This is a genomic window from Leptospira harrisiae, from assembly GCF_002811945.1.
Classification (GTDB): Bacteria; Spirochaetota; Leptospiria; order Leptospirales; family Leptospiraceae; genus Leptospira_A; species Leptospira_A harrisiae.
Window position 1 is genome coordinate 272074 of record NZ_NPDX01000003.1, and the last position, 26829, is coordinate 298902.

Consider the following 26829-nt stretch of genomic DNA (forward strand, 5'->3'; position numbering starts at 1 on the left):
CTAAGTATTAAATCTTAAACTTATCTATCTCAGATTTTAGATCCTCGGCAAGCACTCCTAAGTTATTGGCCGCTTCCGTTACTTCTTCAGAGGATGCAAGTTGTTCTTCTGAAGAAGCTGCGATGGCCTGTGTGCTATCAGAAATTCCATTTGATATTTGTGCTAATTGTTCGGTTGAGGCATTTAACTCTTCTGTACTTGCAGAAATTTCTTCCGTAGTTGCAGAAACACCTTGCATCTCATCCGTTACTTTTTCAATGGAACCTGCAATCCTTTCAAAGGTTTGTCCCACTTCATTCACCATGGAAACACCTTGCTCCACCTCTTTTGCACCATTCTCCATCATGGCAACAGCAGAAGTTGTATTATTTTGGATTTCGCCAATCAATACACTGATTTGCTTGGTTGCATATTCAGATCGTTCTGCTAATTTTCGGACTTCATCTGCCACAACTGCAAAACCTCGACCTTGGTCTCCGGCTCTTGCTGCTTCGATAGCCGCATTGAGTGCAAGTAAATTAGTTTGACTCGCAATTTGATTGATCGTTTCTACAATTTGACCAATTGCTTTTGAATTTTCACCTAAAACATGAATGCTATTTGAAATTCCACTAACAGAAGAGTTGACGACTGACATTTGTTTAATGGTTGTTCCAATAACATTTCTTCCGTCTTGGACTTTTTCTAAAACTTCATTGGCTAATTCCGATACAGTTGCAGTGGAATCAGCAATTTTTGCGACAGCTTGAGAATTTTCAAGCATACCTCTTTTATTTTCGGTAAACGCAACTAGCTGTGACTCTGTGTTGATTGCCACTTGTTTAATAGATTTGGCAATATCGCCTGCAACGGCAGAAGAATTTTCTGCACTCATATACATTTCTTTTGCAGATTCGGCAACCTTGGTAGAGGAATTGACAACATGTTTCATCATTTCACGCAAGTTAGCTGACATGATATTAAAATCATCGCCAAGAATTCCAAATTCATCTTTAAAGCTAAGATCCACCGTTTCTCGAAGGTCCCCTTGACTTGCTTTTTCTACCACATATTTAATTTTTTGGATTCTTTTAGAAATAAAAGATGCTAAAAAATACGAAAGTAACATAGAGAAAGTTAAACTAATAAAAGCACTTAGCAAAAAGATACCTTGCATACCTCGTAATCTTCTTTCATATATAATTTCTTCTCTACCACCAGCACCGATGACCCAGTTCCAAGGTTTATAATATGCTTGGTAGGCCATAAATGTATAAATCGGTTCTCCAGGGTTTTGCCAAATTTCACGCAAAGGATAACCGGTTGCTTTTGGATTTCCCCATGTATCTCTCACAGTGTACTTACCTTCGATTTGGTAGTCCCAGATATTTGCACCTTCGATATTAAATGGGTGCATCGTTGCAATCCCTTCTGGAGTAATTCCCCAAAGATACATATAGTCGTTTGTTGACATTTTGGTTTTAGATATATCTCGGTTTCCATCTGGCATCTTAGGACCGACAATATACGTTTTTGCCATATCCTGAGCTTCTTCCAAAGTCATATCACCGGCTTTTACCCTTTCGTTTAAGGCATCCACTAAACCAACGGCATCCTTAAGGACGTTGGTAAACATCTCTTCACCGACATTCAATACTTGTTCTTTCGCTGTGGTGTAAGAAATATAAAAAATACAAGAAAGGACAGTTGAAAGAATAAAAAATATAAAAAACATCAATTGGCCTTTAATACCAATCACCTTACTTTTGTTAATCTTTGCATTGTGGGAGGTTTGAGACATGGAACTAGAATTTGTCATATATATTTTCTATCTATCTGTATTTGGATTCTTCGTTTCGATCACGCAAATTTTTATTAATGGTTTGTTTTTCTGAATATTTTCCCTCCCAAACCATTTAAACTGCTAGAACACTTCGTACTTACCACATATCCCATAGCCCAAAGACATACAGAGTCTCTTTTTTATCGGTTGGTATTGATCCCGGCATCCGCTTCCATCCGTACCTGTCCCTAGATTCATTGAGTTTTAGAATCAGATAGATTTTTCGACCAAATTTGTTTTTTTTCAGAAAGTCGCCTAAATTGTCTTACCTAGGTGGTATCTTGGTTTCCAGAGGTTAAAAGAGCATATGGAATACATGGAATCCCTACTAGATGAGTATTATGATCTTTCGTTGAAATTAAAAATCCTTGGTGGCCCAACAAACCATTCGGAATTGTATGAAGAAATTCTTTCGATTGAGGAAGAAATTTGCTGGGAGTCTTCCCTTCCTGCTTCTACAAAAAATCGCCAACTCTTTCAGTTTTTCGATCCTAACGAATCAAAAGAAACATACATACAAAATGCAATCCAGTCTTTGGAACGAACAAGAACCAAGTATTTTTATAAACCTGAAAAACCGTTTTCTCAATTCTTAGAAACTAAAGAAGATAATTCTGGACTAAAAAATATAAGAGTTCCTATGATCAATGGTACTTTTTATGAATTTTTATATCCAGTATAAATCTTTTGAGAACGAATGATCGCAAAAACTGATCCTAGGTTTTCAAATTTGGAAGCCTAGGATAATTCTTTTTCCAAACGATCAAATCCTGCATTGGTTCCTTCTACACGACCGCGGACTTCCTCTTCGGTAGAAAAACCTTCTGACGTTGGCTTTTGCAAAAGTACAATCTGTTCTGTAAATACCATCCTGGTTCTTCCTACAATCACAGATTCAAAAAGAACAGTAACTAAGGAAACTGAAATGCGTATGTTATCCACATACATTCCAAAAGCATAAACAATTCTTTCATTGGGGATGATGTCATAATATGTTGCATCAAATACATGACGGCTCCCCGAAGGTGTTAAAACAAGATTAGTTTCTTTTCCACCAACTTGAAAGTCTAAACTAAACTCAACAGTTTTCCAATCATCATGACAAGCAAACCATCTTCGTTTGGAATCTGCATTGGCCCAAGCAGCAAAGGCTCTTTCTTTGGTACTAGGCAAAATTCTTTCAATCGTAAATGTGGAATTAGTAACTTGATTATTTTTCATTTTTATACTCCGTCGGAATTCTCACCAGATGATTCGATTAAAAAATTTCCTAATCGATCAAATCTACGATTCCACGCTGCCTTTCGTTCTTCCATCCAAGAATCAATACCTTCAAGTTGTTTTGGGTCCAATCTATATGTACGAACTCTACCAGACTTTTCTGAAAGTACAATCCCACCTTCTTCTAAAACTTTTAAATGTTTTAACACAGAAGGTAATGCCATTGCCAAAGGCTCCGCTAATTCCTTTACCGAAGCCGGACCAAGACTCAATCGTTCGACCATTTGTAGTCGACTACGATCAGCGAGAGCATGAAAGATATGTTCCAAACCTTGCGAATTATACTGCATAGAAACTTTGATTCATAATTTTCGAATGTAGACAGTAGTCCTTACTTTTTTTCTTTTAAAAATCGTTTTGGAATTTTATCAAATAAAGGATACATATGAAAATAAGGCTCTGCTTCGTCTATCGTTCGTTTAACGGAAGGTCGATCCAATAATCTTTCAAAGTAATCTGTAAGTTTTGGATATTCCTTTCGAAAACTTAAAATCGTATCTGCATAAAATAAAGCAGGAACAGCGGAACAATCCGCCATACTAAAACTTTCGCAAGCAATGAAGTTCTGAGATTTCAATTGTGCTTCTAACATTCTGTAAGCGACAGGAAGCCTTTGGTATGCTTGTTCCACTCCAAGTGTATCGTTTTGGCCATTTGGACGAAGCCGATCTACCACAATTTTCTGCATAGGTTCACTGACATAAAGATCAAAAAATCGATCCCAAAGCCTTATTTCTAAAGCGGTGGAAAAATCATTTGGGATGAGTTTTACTTTTCCGGGATAAAATTCATTTAGATATTCAATGATGATGGTTGTTTCGGGAATTGTTTTTTCACGTAATCGGTCTCGAAGGAGAGGGATTTTACCCACTGGCCAATAAGCAAAAAGTTCAGCGCTGGACTCTTCCTCCAATAAATCCACAAACCTTGGTTCAAACGCAGTACCGTTTTCATACAGAGCGATCAAAATCTTGTGACAAAAGGAAGCGAGAGGGTGGTAATAAAGCAATAGGTTGGGTGCGTGATAGTTATCCATTTGGGAAACTATTAACAATGGTCAAATTTTCAGCAAGAAAAATAGTTCACCAAATGGGTAACTATTGGCAAAAAACAAATCTGTGAAAAACGTGAGTGAGTTTCGATTTCGTTTGAATGTAAAACCAGAGAGGTTCTAGCGATAGGGCCGAAACATGACATTTGTGATAGGACCAATTTCCCACTCATGACATCCGGGACATGGTAGAAAAGCCTAGAAAATGTTACCTTGGGTGCATGAAAACAACCACCCAATTATCTCGGCATTTTGACAGGCTCCGTGAGAGAATCATTCAGTTTGTTCGGTGGAACCTTCCTGTTCTGCTAATGACAGGCCTTTCCCTTTTCTTTTTGAAATGTGATGGAAAGACGGCTGGAGCCGAGACCCATTTGGTTCCGATTTTACTTGCCACAGAATCCAATGCGACCTCTCAACTTGGAGGCAACCAAGGCGGTTCCGTGGGAATCATAACTCCAATCGCCGAGGATGATATCCAAGCGGTAGCTCCTCTCCTCAATGAGATCACTTATTTAACAAATCCCGCAAATCCCGCGGACGACCCGTATTCCACCAAAGGACTGTTACAGTTTCAAAAATCGAGCATTAGCTTTCAAAAACCAGTTCCAGCAAATACTGAAATCTCTCTCTATTTCGGGAAAAAAAATATGGAATTAAATTCTGATGGAACAGTAACGAATGCTTTAGAAACCTTAAAACGTACAGCAGGCAACTTTTCTGGTTATACTTATCTCTGTGATTCGGACAGAAAGTACAAAGTGTTCGTTGTTGCAAAAAATGAATTTGGTATCTCCACAAAACAACTAACAATCGGACACCCAAGAAAATGTGCTGATGCAATTAAGTCACCAGGGACTATTGGAAATTGCACAGACTATTGCATTGAAACAACTAAGTCTGGTGACAAGATTGAAATCATTTCAAAGTATAACCTTCCAATGGATGGAAATTATTTGCATTTAGACTTAAGTGTCGTTAGTCCAAGAAGCTTTACTGAGTCGATTGCTCCAGCTGTTGATTTAGAAATTGGCATTCCTTTGGCTGGTTTACATACAATCAAAACAAGTTTCGAGATTCAAGAAAAAGAGTTTCTTTGTACTGAAGTCCAATCATTCCTTAATGTTGACCAACCCCAACGATCATCGCTCTTAAAAGGATATGTAGCTATTCCTAATGAATGACAGTAGATTCAATATCCCAGATGTATATTTTTGAAAACTTATCTAAAACATCTGGGATTTTGAACCATTGGAAACAAATTACTACTTACGATTTACAAAACTATAAAAAATATTTTTACCATTCCCAAACCTTACTCGAGTTGACTTATCTTTTCATAATCGCCATCGGAATGATCACAAATTGTATTTCCTCTCAATTAGAAAATGTTTGTGATGTAAGTTCAGAATCTTTTTCGAAAACCATTGCTGCGAAAGTAGTATTAGGTGAAACAAGTCATCCTTGTTTCTCAGCGAATGTATCAAATCAAACAGGTTTCACTATTGGCGGAAAAATTTCTGGTTTAACGGGTGGCGGTTTGACTCTGATTTTAAATCATAAAAATTCACTTATGGTTCCCTCAGGTAGCACAGAGTTCGCTTTTCCTGTTCAGATCCCTGCTGGCATTAATTATGAAGTTAACTTTTCAACTCAAGCGGAAGGTAACTACTGTGAGTTGGTTAATTCTACAGGAACCGTCTCCAACCAAAACATAAATGATATTGAAATCAACTGCCAGGCCTCCTGTTTAAAATGTATTATCTTTATCACCCAGAATGTTTACCCTGCCAATGTTGGCAAAGCATCGAACTTTGATTCCAATTGCCTATCAGATCCAAACTACCCTGGCACCGGACATTACAAGGCAATGGTCGTCGATGGGATATCTCGACGCGCCAGTGTCACTTCAAATATAGGAGACAATCAGATCGATTGGGTTTTTAAGGCAAACCAGGCTTATATCAGACCAGGTGGGATCAATATCGAAACATCCAATGCCAATGGATTATTTGCCTCAAGCCTTTCTGCACCAATTACGACAGTTAGTTCCGATCATTGGACGGGACTCAACCAAGATTGGACATCATATCTAGATGGGGCTTGTTTGAAGTGGACCACGAACTCAGCTTCAGAACTTGGAACCGTGGGGGATGCTTTTACTCAAGATATAACGATACTTACAGCAGGGAAAGGACTACAACATTGCTCCGTCAATCGCGAGTTAGTTTGTGTTGAACAATAAGGAAATCAATAAATTGAACCAACATACTTATAAATTTGGTTTCGTGTTTTATGATTCAGTAATTTTTTGTTTGGATAAAAAAACAGTCAAACGTTGGAGTTGGTCTTTGGAAGTGGAATTTGACTCAGGTAATACTTTACCATAAATGTTTTTGAGATGGTTTCGTAATGTTCCATCTGAAACATTCAAAATCAAACGAATAAAAGAACGACTATGCCCTTCCGCAATCAACTCACAAATTCGTAGTTCTTGTTTGGACAATCCAAATTGTTCAAGAGGTAACAAAAAAGGAAGATTTGGTCTGTTGTCTTTGAGCGTAGTCTTTAGCAAATATGCAAAAAACACGAGACTTGTTAAAGTAGTCAAAACAGAAGTCACAAATTCTTTATAGGTAAATATTGGCAAAATTCCTAATATAAATATCCCAATCAATAACCCAACAGCGAGTGAAATCAAAATGGAAGCAATAAAACTGTAAACACTTGGTTTTGCCGCATTAAATCGATTTAGATAAATAGAAAATAATACAGACAAAGTGGCATCGACTACGGGGTGAAGGGGAGGAAAATTAAATCCATACATTGGTAAAAAATTTGAAAATAGGCCAAACCACCAAACACACAAAGCAATGATAAAGGTCCGTCTTTCAAAAAAAGCATTCCATTCCAAAGGAAATAAAACATAGTATAACGACAATGTGATTGCAAAAAAATGTACAGAACCACCGAGTATTCCGCCAACATCAGTGAGTAAGGGTGCCATACCAAAGGAAAATTTAGCAAAACCGTAAACCACAGTTTTCGGTATCGAAGAACAAATCAAATCAACTACCAATGCATATATTGCAATGCCAATGGTTCCTTGATTCAATAATTTTCTCCCAGTACAAAATGAACAAATAGCAACAAGCACGGGAGCCAATAGAAAAAAAGAATGGCACTGAAAGATCCAAAACGCAAGACCTGTGGTCTCATCGGAGGCAAAACAAAGGGCAGCTGTGGCTGCATTTTGAACTCCAATTGTAAAATAAAAAACACTAAGGAGTCTGTGGAAACGATGATCACGTGTGATATTTTCAATAAAACAACTTATATTAGCTAAGGAAGCAAACAAAGGGACTAAAAAAAATACGCTCATGGAATAACGTTTAACCTTACTATTACTAATTAGGACTTAAGCTAAGTTTTTTTACCATTCAAATTTACGATTTAGGCAAAAAGAATGAATTAAAATACTACAATCGTTTGGCGAACTTAATTGAATCGGATACAACTTTGGATGAATTAAATTTTCAAAAACGCCAAGAGATCAATTTATAAGATTTGTTCATTTTAAATTCAAAGGTAAGTGTCTCCATACATTGGTAACAAAGACAGTCGGAATATTGTGTCGCCAAGTATTCTCTTTCTTCCAAGGAAAGAGTTACTTTATTACATTGGCAAAGACTAATAGAACCAACCTTACATTCAAAAATTCGCAAACAATGGGGGCAAATTTTTTCTTCATGTTTCCCATTACTTTGATCTTGATTTATATTTTTTAATCCGTTTGTATTAAAATCTTCCAAAAAAACTCCTTTCAAAACGGAATCTTAAACCTAAATGTTCCCACTTAAGTTTGAGATATTCCAGTATCTTTGTCCGGGAACCCTTTGAAAAATTGAGGAACGAATGATCGTTTACGGGCGATTCATTTGTGGGAAGATCCGACTTTTCCATCCAAAATTGATGAGGATAAGAATTCACGGTTGCACCGTCAGTTGAGGAGTTTCACCTCATTCCTCCCGGAATTACTATGATGATCAATGGAACTCACTGTATCTGTCAATCTACTGTTCCCAACTTTTTAGTTTTTTCAATTGTGATTTTAAAGTCACTAAGATTCACCGATAACCCTGTTTTCTTTCGATGGCAATAAAAACTCTGGAGGCATTTCATCTTTTAACCCAACACCTGACAATTTTCTTTGAATTGATTCCGTGATCAGATAGATAGTTTTTTTTACCGCACTTTCAAAGGCAAAACCCCCTGGCCTGATATTGGATATACAATTACGACTTTCATCGGTATTACCAACTTGCGGATGATAGGTGATGTATACTCCCAAACTATCAGCAGAAGATAAACCTGGTCGTTCTCCGATGATAACAATCGAAATTTTAGAATTCAATATCTCTCCGACTTCATCTCCAATAGCCACTCGACCCCATTTGGAGAGCACAAGTGGACCTACCCGAAAACCGGTTTTATTTATTTCTTCCATTAAAATTGTTAAAAATGGAATATAATTATTCTCAATTGCTTTTGCCGATAATCCGTCGACACCGATGATCGCTAAATCAAAATCACCACTTAAACTTTGTAGATTATTCACAGATTCAGTAGACAATCTTCTTCCTAAATCAGGTCTTAACAAATACTCTTCTTTCGAACTAACTAAACTCTCCACAAAAACTGCAGGAAGGTTTTTCCCTTTCCCTAAGGCCTTTAGATTTTCAAGTAAACTTGAAAAATCTGGATTGAGTAAAACAGCATCTCTCGCTCTTGCGTGGTCTAACCTAAACTTTAACATATCTTTGGTGGAAATCGAACCACCAGTACGATCTAAACCAATTCTTGCTTGACTATATTGTTTCCATTCCTCTAAAAAAGTCATTCGCTCTACTTTCCTAATAAATCTTCGATTAAACTCAAGTTTCGATTTTCTTTAGGTAAAAAACCTAATTTGTTCGAAAAGATTCCACGACTAAGTAACCAATCTTCAAATTCCGGTGCTGGTTTTAAACCTAATACTTGCCTGAGATACAATGCGTCGTGAAAAGAAGTACTTTGATAAGACAACATCACATCATCAGCTCCCGGAACTCCCATAATATAAGTGCAACCTGCAACACCTAACAAAGTTAACAAGTTATCCATATCATCTTGGTCAGCTTCCGCATGATTCGTGTAACAAACATCCACACCCATTGGAAGCCCCAGCAGTTTTCCACAAAAATGGTCTTCCAAACCAGCACGAATGATTTGTTTTCCATTGTATAAATATTCGGGCCCAATAAATCCTACAACGGTATTTACGAGAAGTGGTGAAAACTCTCTGGCAACAGCATAAGCTCTTACCTCTAACGTTTGTTGGTCGATACCATGGTGGGCACCTGCAGACAAGGCACTCCCTTGTCCTGTCTCAAAGTACATAACATTATCACCCACAGTCCCACGACCTAATGCAAGTGCCATTTGCCTTGCTTCTTTCAAAAGAGAAAGAGAAACACCAAAACTTTTATTTAAATCTTCTGTTCCACCAATGGACTGGAACACCAAATCTAAAGGAGCTCCTCTCCTCATCACTTCCATCGAAGTAGTCACATGAGATAAAATACAGGATTGTGTAGGAATAGAATACTTTTGAATGATATTGTCTAACATTTCCAATAAAGCAATATTAGTTGGTATGTTATCAGTGGCGGGGTTAATTCCAATGACAGCATCTCCACTCCCAAGAAGCAATCCATCTAGCAAACTAGCTGCGATCCCCTTGGGATCATCAGTCGGATGGTTTGGTTGTAATCTGACAGAAAGTCGACCAGGTAAACCTAATGTATTTCTAAACTTTGTGAAAACTTTAATTTTATTTCCGACTAAAATTAAATCCTGGTTGGACATCAATTTGGATACGGCAGCTGCCATCTCAGGAGTGATTCCCCATCGAATGGAATTGATGACCTCTGCATCCGTTGTTTCAGCTAACAAAAAGTCACGAAATCCACCCACTGTCAGGTGAGAAATCAGTGAAAAAACATCTTTGTCATGAGACTCAAGAATGAGTTTTGTCACCTCATCTTTGTTTGCCGGGATAAGCTCCACATTTAAAAATTCAGATAGATAAACATCAGCGAGAGCCATTTGTGCTGCGACTCTCTCTTCTTGACTTGTCGCCGATACTCCCGCGAGGACATCACCTGACCGATGGGGACTCGCTTTTGCTAACAAGTCTTTCAGTTCTGGAAAATTATAAGTTTTGGTGCCAAGGATTGTTCTGTAACCCATAAACAGATTATAACCAATTGAGAATCTTTCGGATAGAACTTTTCTATTTTGTCACCTAAGAACTCACTCATTTTTTAAGAAGAATGGCTTAATTAATTGCACTCTCATGCTGAAAAATCATAACTTCCCAATCTTGGAAGTTATTCCTTAAATAGTCGGCTCTTATCGCCAAAAGGATCAGAGGTTGTCACGGTAAATGTCATCTGGTTAGATAGATTGGGGTGATCAAATCATGATTCCATTTTCGTAAAATTGACACTCCCATCAAAAACGTGTATCAATATATACATATATACTAATTATCAAATCTACATCCGCTAAACCATTACTTCAATTGATTACCAAATATTTTATATTAGAAAAAATTGCCTTCACTTTGGGAATTCCTTGGTTAGAAAGTAAACAATCCATTCTTTCGCCAATGTTTCTTTTTTGCCATCGATCCTTTAAAAAAATTCGAGCAAACAAAAAATGGAAAACTAAACCCATCTTCTACCCTTCCAAACAAATATTCATTAAGGGCCGAACTTGTCCGGGGTTCGCGTCCGCTCCTTCCGTCTGCGACCAAGCCCTCCCGATCTTTAAGGCAAGGTAGGCATCGGTCCACCAACAAAACCTACCTTGTCTTTTTTATATAGAGAATCTGATTCAGATTTTTTTTTCGTTCTCATTGACAAACCAACGTTTTTCACTCCCCAACTGCATAAAATTAGACTAAATCTAAAAAATTGCTTGATTTCAGTCTCTAGACTTATTCTAAATTTATATTAAATCTAGAAAGTGAAGGATCATATGAGAACAAATAATATTTCTGCTATTGCCATTTTAGTGCTCTCTTTTAGCTCGTTATGGGCTGCAGACACGAATGAATCTGTAAGTTCGATGGAACGCCAAGGCAATTCCAACCAGTTTTGGTGGCCCGAACGACTCGATTTGGCACCTCTCCGCCAACATGCCGCGGAATCCAACCCAATGGGGAGACAATTCAACTATTCCAAGGAATTCAAAGACTTGGACATCAAAGCCATCAAAGAAGAGATCAAAACCTTGATGAAAACTTCTCAGGATTGGTGGCCTTCTGACTATGGCCATTACGGGCCCTTCTTCATTCGGATGGCTTGGCATAGTGCCGGAACATACCGAATCTCCGATGGCCGAGGTGGAGCCGGTGGTGGACAACAAAGATTTGAACCACTCAACAGCTGGCCTGATAATGCAAACCTAGACAAAGCTCGCCGTCTTCTTTGGCCGATCAAAAAGAAATATGGAAAAAAAATCTCTTGGGCAGACCTAATGGTTCTAACTGGAAACGTTGCTCTCGAATCTATGGGATTTAAAACCTATGGTTTCGCAGGCGGAAGGACCGATGATTGGGAAGCTGACCTTGTATATTGGGGACCTGAAAAAAAATGGTTGGCCGACGAACGGTACGAAGGTGATAGAAAACTAAAAAACCCACTTGGTGCCGTACAAATGGGACTCATATATGTAAATCCAGAAGGTCCCAACGGAAATCCAGACCCACTAGCAGCTGCTAAAGACATTCGCGACACTTTTGGTCGTATGGCTATGAATGATGAAGAAACCGTAGCGCTGATTGCGGGTGGCCATACTTTTGGGAAGGCTCATGGAAAAGCAGATCCTTCTAAACACGTTGGAAAAGAACCAGCAGCGGCAGGAATCGAAGAACAAGGGTTTGGTTGGAAAAATAGCTACAAAAAAGGAAATGCCGAAGATACCATTACAAGTGGACTCGAAGGTGCATGGACCTCTAACCCAACAAAGTGGACAACTCAATACCTAAACAATTTGTTTGGTTTTGAATGGGTTCAAACAAAAAGTCCAGCAGGTGCCATCCAATGGATACCAAAAGATGGAGCAGCTGCCAATATGGTTCCCGATGCACATGATAAAACATTACGACATGCTCCGATCATGTTTACCACAGATTTAGCATTAAAGTTTGATCCAAGTTATAAAGTAATCGCTAAAAAATTCCAAGAGAATCCTAAGGAATTTGAACTTGCGTTTGCGAAGGCTTGGTTTAAACTTACGCACCGAGACATGGGACCACTTTCCCGATATATCTCTAAAGATTTACCGAACGAACCGCTCATTTGGCAAGATCCACTTCCTGCCGTTGATCATAAGTTAGTTGGTCCTAAAGAAATCGAAAGTCTAAAAGGAAAAATTCTAATCTCAGGAATCACAATCCCTGAGTTAGTTAGAACCGCTTGGGCTTCTGCTGCCAGTTTCCGAAATACCGATATGCGAGGTGGAGCCAATGGCGCAAGAATCCGTTTGGCACCTCAAAAAAATTGGCAAGTAAATGATCCTGAAGAACTTTCAAAAACATTAAAAAAATTGGAACAAATCAAAACCGATTTTAATGAATCAGGAAATAAAATCTCTTTTGCCGACCTGATTGTGTTAGCCGGAAATACCGGTATAGAAGCAGCAGCAAAAAAAGCAGGAGTGGATGTGAAAGTCCCTTTTACTCCAGGCAGAACAGATGCAACGATTGAACAAACAGATGTGTATTCATTTTCTGTTCTAGAACCAAAGGCAGATGCATTTCGTAACTACTACGGTGTTGGTAATTCTTTATCACCAACAGAAATGTTAGTGGATCGTTCCAATATGTTATCCCTTACCATTCCTGAAATGACAGTGCTAATCGGTGGAATGCGATCTCTAGATGCAAATTCTGGAAAATCAAAACACGGAATTTTGACCACTCGGCCAGGAGTTCTTACTAATGACTTCTTTGTCAACTTACTTGATATGTCCACAAAATGGCAAAAATCAGAGCAAACTGAAGGAGTATATGAGGGAATTGATCGCAAAACAGGTGCTAAAAAGTGGACTGCCACATCAGTAGATCTAATCCTTGGTTCTCATTCGGAACTCCGCGCTGTAGCTGAAGTGTACGCTTCAGATGACGGAAAAGACAAGTTTGTAAAAGACTTTGTTTCTGCCTGGAACAAAGTGATGATGTTGGATCGATTTGACGTAAAAAAGTAAAATGAATCAAAATTCAAGAAAACATTTTTTAACAACTTCGTTGTCTTGGATGACCTCCCTCTTTATTTTAGAGGGAGGATTGGGTTTGATGAAAAATTTGATGGCAGAAAAAAAACATTCTGCCCCTTTACCTGATGATGCAAATCCTGTTTTAGAATCCGACCCTACTGCCAAAGCACTTGGGTTTCACCATGATGCAAAACAAACTGATTTCATACTGTATCCAGAAAGAAAAGAACTCACAACAAAAAATCAATTTTGTAAACACTGTGCTCAATTTACAAAGATAAATGAAAACTGGGGAAAATGTAATATCATTACCTCTGGAGTTGTATCTTCCAACGGTTGGTGTTCTGCCTGGTCATTTAAATCATAAATTAAGTTTGGAAATAGTTTTTATTTCCAAACACAGTTTGTCAGATCCACTCTTTCAAATACCCAAGGTTTGTGGGCATATTTTGCATTTTTGTCTTCGATCAAATCAAAAGATTTTGTTTCCGAAGGAATACTTGGAAAATGTAAAGTAAACGGAGTATTTTTCATCTGAGTTCGTTTGGGACAAAGATCCACTCCTTCGGATTTCAAAAATGGATAGGATGTTCCTATGTCATCGCGAAACAACATCCCTTCTTTTAATACACAAACTTTTTTTGATTCCGTAGTGTACAATTCTAATTTGGTTTCTGTTTCAGAAACACAGACTTTATTTAGGACAACAACTCCTAAAAATTCGGAATGCAGGTCGCAACACTGCGGAGTCGGACTCCAATTACGTTTGGTAGGATTGGTTTGCACTTTCTCTTCCAGCAATTCATTTTTCATCTGTTTTGTGGAACAAAAACTAAACAAACCAAAAATACAAATGATAATCAGAATATTCGAATTTATAAATTTAATCATGACACAAATACTTTTTCCTTAATTTTCCAAAGAAATGAATGGAAATCACCTTTACCCTAAGAAAACTAAATGCGGCATCAATCCCTTTTTTTAAAATTTACCTTAGTAGTTTGTAGTTTATTCTTCCGGTTATGATGGATCTGTCCGCTCAGGATTTTCTACCAATTTTAATGATCCTAGTTCGAATGCCACCTGCACTAATGATTATACAACCTACGATCACTCCACAGGAATTCATAAATTCGGGTAATGGTTATGCGGGTCAAAAAACTTGGCGCCTTTCTACCATGAAAAAATTGTTAACAACTAACGATGCTTATCTCAATAATCTTTTTTTCAAACTAAGGATTGGTTCCTGAAGTCACTATAGCAATAGGCAGTATGTTCGTTGCCACATCTACGATTTTTGTCAAACTTCCATTTGACTGATTGATTTGAAAAATGTCCACCGTATTTGCATTAAAGTTTGTCACATATAAGAACTTTCCCGAAGAATCAATGTTAATCCCTGTTGGACCATCTCCCGTTGTCATTTGGCTCATAGCAGCAGGAAACAAACTCCCCGTACTTGGATCAATTCCATAGATAGAAACAAAATCGGAACCTTGGTTCGTCATATACAAAAATTTTCCTGAAGGATCAGCCACAACCGACCTAGAATTTAATCCCATGGGTACAGTGGCAGGAAAAAAAGAACTCAAAAAACCACTGTTAGAATCTATTTGATAGGTAGAAATATTATTATCTGAATCGTTCACGATATATAAATTTTTTCCATTCGATAGAATTTCTAAATTTCTCGGGAATGCGCCCGTTCCTATCGTTTGGATTACATTTGGCGATGGAATTCCTGTAGCCGGATCAATCCAATAGGAATCCATCAACTTACTATTATAATTTGGGACATAGAGATAGTTTCCAAAAGGATCAACGGCAATACTAGAGGCGCCGGTGCTAGCAGGAATTGTACTAATCAATGTTAAATTTCCAGTCGCCTGATTGACCAAAAAAGTAGCAATGTTCAAATTATTACGAATGTATACGATATCTTTATACGGATGATAAGTCATCGCTAAAGGTGACACTCCTCCACTTGGTACTGTTCCAACTACGCTTAAATTACCATTAGTTTGGTTAATGGAAAACTGGCTAAGATCATTCGAACTCCGGTTAGCCACAGTTAAATATTTCTGGCTTGGGCTGATACCTAAGGATTCAGGACCACCCCCCACAGCTATGGTTCCATTTCCAGTTAATACGCCATTATTTGCATTGATAAAAAATAAATTAACTAAGCTTGAAGTTGTATTCAACAAATAAGCAAATTTAGGAGTGAATAATGATTTAATAATCAAAGGAATTGTAATTTGTTTATTTTGATTCCCAGCAGTTATAAAATATTTTGTAGCGTTTACACCAACTAAAGGAGTTCCCGAAATTACACAAGTTGTAGGATTGAATACTAGTCCAGTAGGTAAGCTCGGCGAAATTTTACAAAATTCAATGGGTTCGGATGCAAACGGAACCATTGGAACAATCGTTTCATTTTGTCTAATCACAAAATAATCGGACTCATAACGAAACCGAAAAGGATTTAAACCGGCAAAGGAAGCACAAAGATATTTCCCATCATCAGAACCAAATTCTAACAATGCGGAAATTAAAAAACTCTCACTTTTTGGATCACAAGTTCCATTTAATTTGGCTGGACTACAATTAAGATAAAACAAAAAAAAATAAAAACATAAAAACAAAGACAAAATCTTGAATTGATTCTTCACTATAGAAAACCTTATAGTGTATTCTAATTCAAGAGATGGAGTTCGTCGTCCTGGGACGGGAATCCGGAGTCAGAACCTATTTTTCGAATCTAACTTTCACGCTATGGCCAAAATTTATTTTATGAATTTCCCGTAGCTCAATCAGCCACATACGAATTTTAATTGTGGTTCTAATCGTAGCATCTTGCCAAACAAAACCAACTGACGAGAGTTTACCGAGAGTGATAGATGGCAAAATGAACCTAAGTAAGCTGAACGAAATTACGATGTTTTAGAAATTTCAATACACAATTCAAATCTTTGAATGGATCCATTGCTTGGATCTTTTTTTCCAATGACTTCTTTAATTTCTGAGAGAAAGAATACTACTTCCCAAATTGATCAAATAATAATGTTCAATGCATATCAGTCTTAAACTAAACTTTTTATTTCGCATTAATTCTCATCCTGATTCCCGACCCAGGACGACAAATATACAGGTTTGTATTAGAATGGGGTCCAAATGTTAGTTTTAAGGAGTATATCATTGTGAATTTGAAAATAATTTCATTTTTTCTTTCATCATTACTTATATTTTATTGTGGCTCTTTTCCTGTCGGTCAAAAACGTTTTAACGAAATGATAACAGAAAAAGTAAAGGCAAGAGCGGCCTTTGATTTTGATTGTCCAGTTGAAAATGTAAAAATTAGTATAATAGACGCTAAAAATTTTGGAGCCAATGGTTGCAAACAACGTGCAACATTTACCGTATATCCTGCAGACTGTGCTCCGACAACCGTGAATGAGTATGGAGTTGAAAAGTATTGTCAAATTGTAAGAAATTAGAAAATCTACGCTTTGTTTATATGACAAAATCCCAATGTAATTTAGATTACATTGGGATTTTTATAATGACAGAAAAGAATTTTGTCAACCGAGAACATTCACAATGTTTTGCAATTGGCCTCTAGTTTCTTTGACAAAAAACGAATCAGTTCGATTTAAGATTTTCCATTAGAATTTTGTTTAACTTTTTAATGCGATTTTGAAAATAACTTTTATCTTCCAGTGAACAAGAAAAAAGATAACTACCATAAACGGATACAATCACGTTTTCAGAAATATTCCATGCTTTACTATTCGGATACCCCTCTTTCGAAATTACTTTTGACAATTTTAAGGTAAGATCTTTGTAAAAAAGATTTAATTTGTCCATATAGTAGACTCTCTGATGGCTTAATGCCAAACTACTCATAAAATGAATATAAGATAAAAGAAGAGTATCATACACAAAAGTGTTAAGAAACTCTTCGATCCCTTTTTTACCCTTAAGTTTATTTTCAGTTAATAACAACAATTTTTCATTCAGAAACCGCTCCGCATGTAAAATTATAAAATCTACCATATCCGATTTTCCACTGGGGAAAAAATAATAAATACTCCCTTTCCCTAAACCTGTGACTTCTCCAACCATTTTAATGGATACACCATCAACTCCATAATTACAAAACAACTCGAGTAATTTAGGGATTAAATCAACCTTCTCCGTAACCGTCTTTGCCATGTTTACCAAATGGTACACTGTTTACTAATCAGTAAATACTATTTCAACATTTCGATTTTTTTTCATTGCGAACTTCATCCACCTTCAAATTCTAATTTTCAAATGAAAGAAAATTTGGCTAATTCTTTCCATCCAGATCCAAAGTGGAAATGGATGGAGTTTTTTTTAGGATTTAAAAAAGCAATCAACCTCTATAGTCCTTTCTGGGGATCCGGAATAAAAGTATTACAATATAACAAAGAAAAACAACAAATCAATGTTCAATTAAAAATGAATTTCTTTAATAAAGGTTACATGGGAACACATTTCGGCGGATCTCTTTATTCCATGTGTGATCCATTTTATGTTTATTTATTAATGAAAAACTTAGGAAGTAATTATATGGTTTGGGACAAACGTGCGGAGATTGAATACATAAATAAAAACAACAATTCAGTTTTTGCAAAATTTGAAGTATCGGAAAATGATATAGAGAACATAAAATCCCGGTTATCGAAACAAAAAAAAATCGATTATACATTCACGATTAACGTAACAGATTCCAAAGAAAACACGATCGCTTTAGTTAAAAAAATAATATATATAAGAAAGCTGACACCAAAACAAAAAAACAGAATATGAAAGTATTAATTTTAGAAGACGAACCTATACACGCAAAATACTTAGCAAAACTATTAAATTCAATTTTAGAATTGCCGATTGCTGAAATTATACACGCAACTTCCCTGGAAATGGCATATAGTTATTATAGGCAATCTACTATTGATTTATTTTTTTTAGATCTTAATATATTTGGGTCTGATGGTTTTCATTTTTTAGACAAATTCCCTAATGAAACAATGAAAACCATTGTTGTTTCCGCAAATACTGACATTGCCATTCGTGCTTTTGAGTATGGAGTCCTAGACTTTCTCGAAAAACCAGTCTCCGAAGAAAGGTTACGATTGGCCTTAGAAAGATATTTCCTTCGAACAAAGACCAATCAAAAAGAAACGAGCAACCAAAACTATGTAAAATCACGTTTATTACAAGTGGATATTGATAAACTCGAGAGTCGTTTGTCTGAGCTTATGGAAATTAAAAAAGTCTATCAAAACGAGGATTTATCTCTTGAAACATTGGCCGAAGAACTAGAGTTACACCCAAGACAACTATCAGAATTTTTGAATGGAATCAAACTAACTAGTTTTAATTCATTTTTACACAGTTACCGAATCAAAGAAGCAAAAGAACTTTTGATCAAATATCCAGACAGGAAAGTCAGTGATATAGGTTTTGAAGTTGGCTACAAGTCCCTTTCTAGTTTTTATGACGCATTCAAAAAGGAACAAAAAATCACCACATCAGAATTTAGACAAAAAACATTAACTACCTAAAAAATGCAATACCTATGCTCCTGACTCCCGTCCCAGGACGACAGAAAAATCAAAATGCATTAGAATAGTAAAGATTATTAATTTAGCAAGGCCACTTAGTTTAGGAGAACTTTTGATGTTAATAGAAAAAAAAATATTTGGCAGTTCGTTTCACACAAAAATAATAAAATCGAAAAAGAGATTATTCGAAATAACGATTTTATCTCTCTGTCTATTGATTACTCTGTCGTTAATTAGCTGCACAAAAGAAGATAAAAAAGCAGACCAAACAAATACTATTGGTTTATTGGGTTTGCCTACAGAAAACCAACTATCTTCAAATTCAGAGGGTAACAATTCAGGAGGAGTATTGCCCCCCATCCCACCGGTGGTAGGCCAACCTGCTCCTCCAGGGCAACCGCTAAACGCTCCCATCTTAAACAATCCCCATACTCACTTAGAAGATACACCTGTAACAGAAGATGCAAGCGGATTTTATGGAAAAATTTCCATCGATCAAATCAGCTTCCAACAACCCGTACATAACCAAACAACGATTACTGCCTATATTGGAAAACGAAATATGAAATTGGAACCGGACGGGACGGTAATCAATGCAGCCAACTTCAAAACATTAGTGCCAATCAATCCAAATGGTGGAGCCTTTTGGTTTAATTTTAAATTTCCTGCGGACCAAAAACAAAAACTAATCCTTGTGGCAAGAAATGAATTTGGAATTTCATCCAAAGAGATTGATTTCTCTCACAATAGAAACTGCATTGGTGCGCCTCTTGTTCCAATCGTTATTGGCAATTGTGACCCACATTGTTTTGAAATTTCCAACAACGCTGGACAGTTGGAGTTTAAATCGAAACTCAAACATGAGGAAATTACTTATCTTGAATTTGAAATCTATGGAATGAGTCCAAAAACAGGAGGACCCCTTTTAGTTCCGAATGCCTTCAGTTATATATGGGATGATCCAGCACATCCTCCTTTACAACCTGGTGTCACCACTATTGCAACTTCTTTAAACCAAGAAGGTAAAGATAATATTTGTCTTGAAATACAAAGCAATATTATGATGGAGGATGGAAACGGAACCTTTAGCGCTGATTTCTTCCATAGTAGAGTTAGGTTGGAATAAAACTCCAAAATAAGCATTCAACACAAAGGAAAATTTTCATCTAGTAAAACAAATACCCTCCTTTAAAAGGAAACAAGGGGGGGTTGCAATTCAAAAAAGGCCTTCACTAATATCGATTTTTTCTTTCCGATAAGAATCCTCTATCTTTTTCAGTAATTTACAAAACAACTTACCTTAATCCAAAGACTAAAGAATCATTACCTACAATGAATTAGGGATTCGTTCCTGCAGTGACTATCGCCAAAGGTAAGGTGCTTGTGCCAACATTTCCATTAGGTGACAAACTTCCATCAGTAAGATTGATCTTAAACATATCGACTGTACTTGCATTGATATTCGTTACATACAAAAATTTTCCAGATGAATCAGTAGAAATTCCTGTTGGAGCATCACCTTGACTAAGCATATACGTTGTTCCTTGAGACAGACTTCCATTGGTCGGATCAACTCTGTAAATAGAGACCGAATCAGAACCTTGTTGAGTCATATAGACAAATCTGCCAGTAGGATCAGCAGAAATCGACCTTGCATTGACACCTAAGGGAATCGTTGCAAATCCTAAAGTTTCTAACATTCCATTGTCCGGATTGATTCGGTAAGATGAAATATTATTATCTGCATCATTAACCAGGTAAAGATTTTTGCCATTTGCCAATATCTCCAAGTTTCTTGGGAAGGCTCCAGTTCCAATCGATTGTATTACGGTAGGATTAGGTAAACCCGTTGTTGGATCTATATGGTAGACATCCATACTCCTTCCGCCATAATTAAGAACATATAAATAATTTCCCAAAGGATCTATCATTAAGCTAGATGCGCCTGTGTTTACTGCCATCGTATATACTGATGATAAAGTTCCCGTTGTTTGGTTTACAACAAAAGTATTTACATTTTCAAAATTCCGAATATAAACCATGTCCTTATAAGGATGGTATACTAAACTTGATGGAGAATTTCCGCCGCTAGCGACATTTCCTAAGCTCGTTAAATCTCCATTTGTTTGGTTTATTGAAAATTGGGTAATATTATTGGAATTTCTATTTGGTACAGTTAAATATTTTTGGCTGGGACTAACAGCCAAAGATTCTGGTCCCCCGCCAGCAGCCACAAACCCAGAAGCATTTAACACTCCTGAACTTGAATTGACTGAATAGGAATTCACTAGTCCCGAATTTGTATTTACTACATAAGCAAATTTAGGGGTATATAAAGACTTTATAATCAATGGAATTGTAGTTTGTTTATTACTACTACTTGCAGTGATCAAATATTTTATTGAACTCGTTCCGACAGTAGGAGTTCCTGAAATCGCACAATTGGATTCATTTAAGGTCAATCCAGCAGGCAAACTCGGCAAAGATTGGCATTTCTCAATCGGCTCTGATGCAAAAGGGATGATGGGACCTGTAGGTTCATTTTGTCGAACCACAAGATAATCCGTACCATAATTCAAACGAAAAGGATTCAAACCACCAAAAACAGAGCACAAAAATTTTCCATCCGTTGAACCAAACTCCAATAAGGCGGATATCAAAAAGTTGGCACTCTCAGGGTCACATGTTGAATTCAATTTAGCCGGACTACATTGAAGATTTAGAAAAAGTAAGTAAAAACTTAAGAACAAACGCAGAATATTGAATTGATTCTTCACTACAGAAAACCTTACTATGGATTCTAATCGAAGATTTAAAATCTGTCGTCCGGGGACTGGAATCCGGATTACGGATCAAAATTATAAATATAATTTGAAAGTTATGAAAAACAAATTACCTACTTCATGGATTTCCCCAAGCATCTTTAACTGCACAATATCTCTATTTATACTTTTTACATTGATTTCATGTAACTCAACTCCAGCTGACGAAAGTTTACCGATGGTGATCGAGGGAAAAATGGATCTCCACGGAATCCATTTGCAAAAACAAATGATAATCAAGTTAGATGGAGACTGGGATTTTTATTATGAAAGGTTACTTCGTTCAGAGGATTTTCGAAAACCAGACCCGTTTTTAAAAAAAGATATAATAACTTTACCGGGATTTTGGAACAAAATCCAAAGAGAAGGGAAAACGTATTCAGCGCATAACTATGCAACGTTTAGAATGCAACTGACATTACCTAAATCTTTAAAAAATTCTCAAATATCATTATATATACCTCATGCATTTTCTACCTACCGTATGTTCATAAACGGCAATCTAATTTCTGAGAATGGAACAGTGGGTATATCGGCGAAAGAAACAAAAGAATATTGGCTTCCCAAACTCGCATTTTTCACTCCAAATTCAGAGGATTTAGAAATCATCATTCATGTGGCAAATTACAAAGCAAGTAATGCAGGATTCAGACAAAGTATTGAACTTGGTTTAGAAGAAACAATGATACAAATAAAACAAATACGGTTGGCATTAGATATTTTTCTAATTGCGAGTTTGTTTGTGATTTCCCTCTACCATTTCACACTTTTTTTACTTCGCAAAAATGACCTAAGTTTACTTTATTTTTCAATGTATTCTTTTGTAAGCCTAGTTTACAAACTCACTTGCGGAGAATTCTTTTTAGTTATTTTTTTTCCAGAACTTGAATGGGCATGGCTTATTAAAATTTTCTTTCTTTCAATATACTCAACTTTCCCTCTTCTTCTTTGTTTTATTGATAAAGTTTTTCCGGATGAATCAAATAAAAGAATCAATTATACTTTCTATTTTCTTTTTTCAATAATTTCTCTTTTTGTTTTAGATCCGAATTCAAATTTTATAGAAGAAACCTTAATCCCGGCAGAAATCATAATGTTACTTTATTGTTTCTATGTTTTTTATATTTTAATCGCAGCAGTGAAACATAAAAGAGAAAGTTCTACCGGATTTTTACTCGGATTTCTTTTTCTATTTTTCACAGTCGTGAATGACATGTTATTTGAAAAAAATATTATCAAAACAGAAGTTTATGGACCACTGGGGACTTTTGTTTTATTTTTCTCTCAATCTTTTTTGTTATCAAAAAAAAATTCAAAACTTTATACAACAGTCGAAAAACAAAAACAAGAACTAGAACAAACTGTTACATTAAAAGAAAATATCTATAGGTCCAATATACTTTCCAAACGAATGGAATTGGAATTGTATAAAAAAACAATTCAACCTCACTTCCTGATGAACTCACTTTCTGCAATTCGTTATTGGGTTTCTGAAAGTCCAGAAAAATCCGCACAAATATTAGATTCTCTAGTAGGTGAACTTCGTATCATCTTAAAAGTTGCTTCAAAACAATTAATTCCTATCAAAGACGAAATTGATTTATGCAAATACCATATTGAAGTCATGAAAATGAGAATGGAAAAAGACTATAGATTCCGAACTTTTGGAATCAATTTTTCAGAGGAAATTCCACCTCTAATCTTTCACACACTCATAGAAAATGCCTTTACCCACGAAGATTCTGTAAAAGCAAAATTAAGTTTTTTGATTCTCAAAAAAAATATCAAAAAAGAAGAGAATTTAATTTCGGTCTATTGTTTTATTGTGTATAACCATTGTAAGACAAAGGAACCTATTACTTCAAAGAATGGATCGGGAACAGGGTTGGAATATGTAAGACTCCGATTGGAAGAATCCTATTCGGGGAAGTGGTCGTTACAACACGGGAAATCTAAAAAAGGATATCGAGTTCTCATCAAAATTCAGACAAATTAAAATGAAAATATTGATATTAGAAGACGAACCAGTCCATGCAAAATTTTTAACCAAACTATTACTCACAATTTTAGAACCTTCTGGTTTGGAAATTAAACATGTAACCTCCATTGATGAAGCTGATACAGAATTAAAACAATCGCCAATCAATATCCTTTTTTTAGATCTCAATATCTTTGGATTTGATGGTTTTGAAATTTTAGAGAGGATTCCTACAATCTTCACGAGCACCATTGTTGTTTCCGCCAACACTAACAACGCAATTCGAGCATTCGAATTTGGTGTCATCGATTTCATACCAAAACCTATTTCGGAAGACCGATTGCGTTTGGCATTAGATAGACATTCCCTTTTTGCAAGCACATACCAAAGAGGAGGAGACCAAAAAAATATTACTAAGTCCCGTCTGCAGCGAGTTGATCTTGAAAACCTACAAAATCGATTAAGCCATCTTATGGATGTTAAAAAAGTTTATTTAAACGAAGACCTTTCTCTTGAACTTTTAGCGGAAGAACTTGATTTACACCCAAGACAACTCTCCGAATTTCTAAATGGAAAAAAACAGACAAGCTTTCATTCATTTTTACACGGATATAGAATCAAAGAAGCAAAAGAACTTCTCATTAAATTTCCTGAAAAAAATATCAGTGAAATAGGATTTGAAGTAGGTTATAAATCTCTTTCTTCTTTTTACGAAGCTTTCAAAAAAGAACACAAGATCACTGCTTCCGAATTTAGACAACAACAACTCTCTACTGATTCATCAGTCGACCCTATTTGTATTTCTAACAGTTAATTCATTTGAATCAAAAATCCAAATCATTCGTACATTATCGTAGTGTATGGAAAGATAGAACGACATCCTTGGAAAACTTTCATTTGTCCTTATATTCTAAATTATCATGGCAACCGAAAAAAAGTATCTGCAAATTCAAACTTAGATACGACATAGTATAGTTTCAATCTTTGCTCTATATTGATGAACTTTTTTTCATACATCGATAGGTATTTATTTGTATTTATTCTTAATTATGTTATGAATAAAAACTGCTCCCAACCAATTCAAAGTTTGGGTCAGTAGGAAAAATGGCAGGAATGTCTACAGAAATCACAATTAAAGAATTTACATATGCCTTGTTTTCTTCACTTCCTGATGGGAACTATGTTCTTCTTTCGGAAAGTGGTCAAATTTTGGAAGCAATTCCCTCCAAAACAAATCGATGGGGAATCAATAAAGAAAGTATCGGAAAATCATTTCGAAATCTTTTGCCTGAGTCATTAGCAACACTCGAAGAAACATTTTCACAAGTAGTCTCATCAGGAAATTCGTTTGAGAAACGTTATCCCTTTCCAAAATTCCAACTGATCATAAAACTTGCCCCTTGTGCAATACCCTCTCAGCCTGAAAAATTTATTTTATTTTCTGCCTTAGAAATGGATGAAGAAACGGACGGAGATTTATCTGAAGTAGAAAGGTCTGTCGTTCAATATGAAGAAAACCTACATAAAGAAATTATAAAAATCTTTAATTGGAGGCATGAAATTGAAGGTAAAGGTAATCACAGAGATTGGATGGAAAAAGCGCTTCCAAACTTGAATACATCTTTAATGCAAGGATCAGGACTAGGAGCTTTAGTTACTACAGTTGGTTCCCTTCTTAGGAAAGCAAAAAAAGATGGGAACCATCACATTATCCCCTCCACCATTTATGAATTATTAGAAGAGAATTTTAGTAGTACAAAAAAACTGGTTCAAACATTAGCAGAAGCACAAATTGTTTTTGAAGGGAGTGCTACAAAAACAGAAACCACTTCACTAAAAGATTTTCGAAACATGATTCAGGAAGAAGTAAACTATCTTTCTGATATGGCCTCAATTAAAAACCAAAAGTTTCATATTTCGAATTTACAGTCAGGTGCAGAAAGTAAGTTTCAATGTCATTTTAAACTTTTACAAACTGCGATTAGAGAACTTCTCATCAATGCAATGAAATATGGCCCTGAAAGTTCAAGTATATACATTCTTTTTATGAAAGCCGGAGAAAAACTTTCACTTAAAATTTTAAATGCACCTATGGATCCTTCAATTCAACAAATTGATTTTAAAAAATCAGAAGAAATCATTTTGTTTCAACCCTTCTATCGTGTAAATAAATATGTAGATGAACGTTTTTCAAAAGAAGAATTTGGATTGGGACTTGGATTACCGATTGTAAAAAAAATATTAGAAGATATGAATGCAAAAATATACTTCAATCTTCTGGATTCCAATATATACAATGATCAATCATCTGAAGTTTCGGTTACGTTAGAGTTTGATATAGTCTCATAAATTGAAATCAATCAGTTTTATTATTTACATACTTATAAATTTACGATTCTTCGCTAATACAAAGGTAAGAAAATGAATAACCTCGAAATGGAACCTCTTTCCGATGAAAACGACGACTATGATGATGAAGATACTTTAGATGGACGTTACCTTATCTTTTCCCTTGCTGATCGAAGTTATGGAATCGAAATCAAATTCATCACAGAAATTGTTGGTATGCAAACCATTACCGAAATTCCAGATATGCCAACCTTTATCAAGGGAGTCATCAACCTACGTGGGAAAGTAATTGCACTCATCGATGTCCGTGATCGATTTCGTATGCAATCCATAGGATACAACGATAAAACCTGCGTGATCATTCTTAGTGTAAACCAACAACTCATTGGACTGATTGTGGATACTGTCAAAGAAGTAATCAAAATACCGCCCAATAATATGGAAGATGCTCCAAAGTTTGGCGAACACCAAGGCAATCAGTTTATTAAATCCATAGCAAAAGTTAGTGATGATGTAAAAGTATTATTAAACATTGAAAAGCTACTTAAAGACGAAGACAAACTTGCATTAGATGCCGCCATTAGTAACCAATCTTAAAAAAAGGAACAAAA

At 36.0% G+C, this 26829-nt stretch carries 25 protein-coding genes; 13 read left to right on the forward strand and 12 right to left on the reverse strand.

From position 1 onward, the window contains the following. Positions 1-7 precede the first annotated feature (7 nt). Complete coding sequence (locus CH364_RS12980; protein WP_100744487.1) at positions 8-1798, reverse strand: methyl-accepting chemotaxis protein; 1791 nt, start codon at positions 1796-1798, stop codon at positions 8-10. Between the two features lie 340 nt (positions 1799-2138). Here CH364_RS12980 and CH364_RS12985 point away from each other — a divergent pair, with 340 nt between their 5' ends. Then, positions 2139-2504, forward strand: coding sequence for a hypothetical protein (locus CH364_RS12985; protein ID WP_243401406.1), 366 nt, complete (start codon positions 2139-2141; stop codon positions 2502-2504). A 56-nt stretch (positions 2505-2560) separates the two neighbouring features. On the opposite strand, the gene CH364_RS12990 is transcribed toward CH364_RS12985, so the two are convergent. Genes CH364_RS12990 through CH364_RS13000 form a run of 3 tightly spaced genes read right to left on the reverse strand, consistent with a single transcriptional unit; the run spans position 2561 to position 4139 of the window. Then, positions 2561-3043 carry an SRPBCC family protein gene (locus CH364_RS12990; RefSeq protein ID WP_100744485.1) on the reverse strand — a complete coding sequence of 161 codons (483 nt, stop codon included), beginning with the start codon at positions 3041-3043 and terminating at the stop codon, positions 2561-2563. Between the two features lie 2 nt (positions 3044-3045). Then, positions 3046-3393, reverse strand: a complete 348-nt coding sequence (locus CH364_RS12995) for an ArsR/SmtB family transcription factor (RefSeq protein WP_100744484.1) — start codon at positions 3391-3393, stop codon at positions 3046-3048. Positions 3394-3434: 41 nt separating this feature from the next. Further along, the gene (locus CH364_RS13000) at positions 3435-4139 is read right to left on the reverse strand and encodes a glutathione S-transferase family protein (protein WP_100744483.1); all 705 of its coding nucleotides are present in this window, start codon (positions 4137-4139) and stop codon (positions 3435-3437) included. Between the two features lie 236 nt (positions 4140-4375). Between CH364_RS13000 and CH364_RS13005 the strand changes: the two genes are divergently transcribed. Together CH364_RS13005 and CH364_RS13010 are read left to right on the forward strand one after the other, a co-directional pair. Next, positions 4376-5338, forward strand: a complete 963-nt coding sequence (locus CH364_RS13005; protein ID WP_100744482.1) for a hypothetical protein — start codon at positions 4376-4378, stop codon at positions 5336-5338. Then, positions 5335-6399: a DUF1554 domain-containing protein gene (locus CH364_RS13010; RefSeq protein WP_243401405.1), complete on the forward strand. Its 1065-nt coding sequence runs from the start codon at positions 5335-5337 to the stop codon at positions 6397-6399. Before CH364_RS13005 ends, CH364_RS13010 begins: the two co-directional genes overlap by 4 nt. 48 nt (positions 6400-6447) lie before the next feature. Here CH364_RS13010 and CH364_RS13015 read toward each other — a convergent pair whose 3' ends face one another. From CH364_RS13015 to CH364_RS13035, 4 genes are all read right to left on the reverse strand, one after another. Continuing rightward, positions 6448-7536: a helix-turn-helix transcriptional regulator gene (locus CH364_RS13015; protein WP_100744481.1), complete on the reverse strand. Its 1089-nt coding sequence runs from the start codon at positions 7534-7536 to the stop codon at positions 6448-6450. A 154-nt stretch (positions 7537-7690) separates the two neighbouring features. Continuing rightward, on the reverse strand, positions 7691-7981 hold the full coding sequence (locus CH364_RS18910; protein WP_341864895.1) for a cysteine-rich CWC family protein: 291 nt from the start codon (positions 7979-7981) through the stop codon (positions 7691-7693). Between the two features lie 293 nt (positions 7982-8274). Continuing rightward, a complete protein-coding gene (gene eutC / locus CH364_RS13030; protein ID WP_100744479.1) occupies positions 8275-9054 on the reverse strand; it encodes an ethanolamine ammonia-lyase subunit EutC in 780 nt (259 codons plus the stop codon). 5 nt (positions 9055-9059) lie between these two features. Then, complete coding sequence (locus CH364_RS13035; RefSeq protein WP_100744478.1) at positions 9060-10445, reverse strand: ethanolamine ammonia-lyase subunit EutB; 1386 nt, start codon at positions 10443-10445, stop codon at positions 9060-9062. A 792-nt stretch (positions 10446-11237) separates the two neighbouring features. Between CH364_RS13035 and katG the strand changes: the two genes are divergently transcribed. Beyond that, on the forward strand, positions 11238-13469 hold the full coding sequence (gene katG / locus CH364_RS13040) for a catalase/peroxidase HPI (protein WP_100744477.1): 2232 nt from the start codon (positions 11238-11240) through the stop codon (positions 13467-13469). Position 13470: 1 nt separating this feature from the next. Next, positions 13471-13845: a high-potential iron-sulfur protein gene (locus CH364_RS13045; RefSeq protein WP_100744476.1), complete on the forward strand. Its 375-nt coding sequence runs from the start codon at positions 13471-13473 to the stop codon at positions 13843-13845. Positions 13846-13865: 20 nt separating this feature from the next. On the opposite strand, the gene CH364_RS13050 is transcribed toward CH364_RS13045, so the two are convergent. Further along, positions 13866-14369 (reverse strand): hypothetical protein, encoded by a 504-nt coding sequence (locus CH364_RS13050; RefSeq protein ID WP_243401404.1) that lies wholly within the window; start codon positions 14367-14369, stop codon positions 13866-13868. A gap of 341 nt (positions 14370-14710) precedes the next feature. Further along, on the reverse strand, positions 14711-16150 hold the full coding sequence (locus tag CH364_RS13060) for a lactonase family protein (RefSeq protein ID WP_165779515.1): 1440 nt from the start codon (positions 16148-16150) through the stop codon (positions 14711-14713). Between the two features lie 534 nt (positions 16151-16684). Here CH364_RS13060 and CH364_RS13065 point away from each other — a divergent pair. Beyond that, positions 16685-16975 (forward strand): hypothetical protein, encoded by a 291-nt coding sequence (locus CH364_RS13065; protein WP_125232008.1) that lies wholly within the window; start codon positions 16685-16687, stop codon positions 16973-16975. A 145-nt stretch (positions 16976-17120) separates the two neighbouring features. Here CH364_RS13065 and CH364_RS13070 read toward each other — a convergent pair whose 3' ends face one another. Next, on the reverse strand, positions 17121-17693 hold the full coding sequence (locus tag CH364_RS13070) for a TetR/AcrR family transcriptional regulator (RefSeq protein WP_100744803.1): 573 nt from the start codon (positions 17691-17693) through the stop codon (positions 17121-17123). A 102-nt stretch (positions 17694-17795) separates the two neighbouring features. On the opposite strand from CH364_RS13070, the gene CH364_RS13075 reads away from it, so the two are divergent. The 3 genes from CH364_RS13075 to CH364_RS13085 all read left to right on the forward strand — a co-directional run bounded on the left by CH364_RS13075 (position 17796) and on the right by CH364_RS13085 (position 20195). Continuing rightward, positions 17796-18314 carry a YiiD C-terminal domain-containing protein gene (locus tag CH364_RS13075; RefSeq protein WP_100744473.1) on the forward strand — a complete coding sequence of 173 codons (519 nt, stop codon included), beginning with the start codon at positions 17796-17798 and terminating at the stop codon, positions 18312-18314. Then, complete coding sequence (locus tag CH364_RS13080) at positions 18311-19069, forward strand: response regulator transcription factor (protein ID WP_100744472.1); 759 nt, start codon at positions 18311-18313, stop codon at positions 19067-19069. Before CH364_RS13075 ends, CH364_RS13080 begins: the two co-directional genes overlap by 4 nt. A gap of 115 nt (positions 19070-19184) precedes the next feature. Beyond that, on the forward strand, positions 19185-20195 hold the full coding sequence (locus CH364_RS13085) for a hypothetical protein (RefSeq protein WP_100744471.1): 1011 nt from the start codon (positions 19185-19187) through the stop codon (positions 20193-20195). Between the two features lie 211 nt (positions 20196-20406). On the opposite strand, the gene CH364_RS13090 is transcribed toward CH364_RS13085, so the two are convergent. Next, positions 20407-21684: a lactonase family protein gene (locus CH364_RS13090; protein WP_243401403.1), complete on the reverse strand. Its 1278-nt coding sequence runs from the start codon at positions 21682-21684 to the stop codon at positions 20407-20409. Between the two features lie 265 nt (positions 21685-21949). Between CH364_RS13090 and CH364_RS13095 the strand changes: the two genes are divergently transcribed. The 4 genes from CH364_RS13095 to CH364_RS13110 all read left to right on the forward strand — a co-directional run bounded on the left by CH364_RS13095 (position 21950) and on the right by CH364_RS13110 (position 26815). Further along, positions 21950-23887, forward strand: coding sequence for a sensor histidine kinase (locus tag CH364_RS13095; protein WP_100744801.1), 1938 nt, complete (start codon positions 21950-21952; stop codon positions 23885-23887). 1 nt (position 23888) lies between these two features. Then, positions 23889-24683: a response regulator transcription factor gene (locus CH364_RS13100; RefSeq protein ID WP_100744470.1), complete on the forward strand. Its 795-nt coding sequence runs from the start codon at positions 23889-23891 to the stop codon at positions 24681-24683. Between the two features lie 290 nt (positions 24684-24973). Continuing rightward, positions 24974-26218 carry a sensor histidine kinase gene (locus tag CH364_RS13105; protein WP_244280413.1) on the forward strand — a complete coding sequence of 415 codons (1245 nt, stop codon included), beginning with the start codon at positions 24974-24976 and terminating at the stop codon, positions 26216-26218. A gap of 72 nt (positions 26219-26290) precedes the next feature. After that, entirely contained in the window at positions 26291-26815 is a 525-nt protein-coding gene (locus tag CH364_RS13110) for a chemotaxis protein CheW (protein WP_100744469.1), read from the forward strand. Positions 26816-26829: the final 14 nt, after the last annotated feature.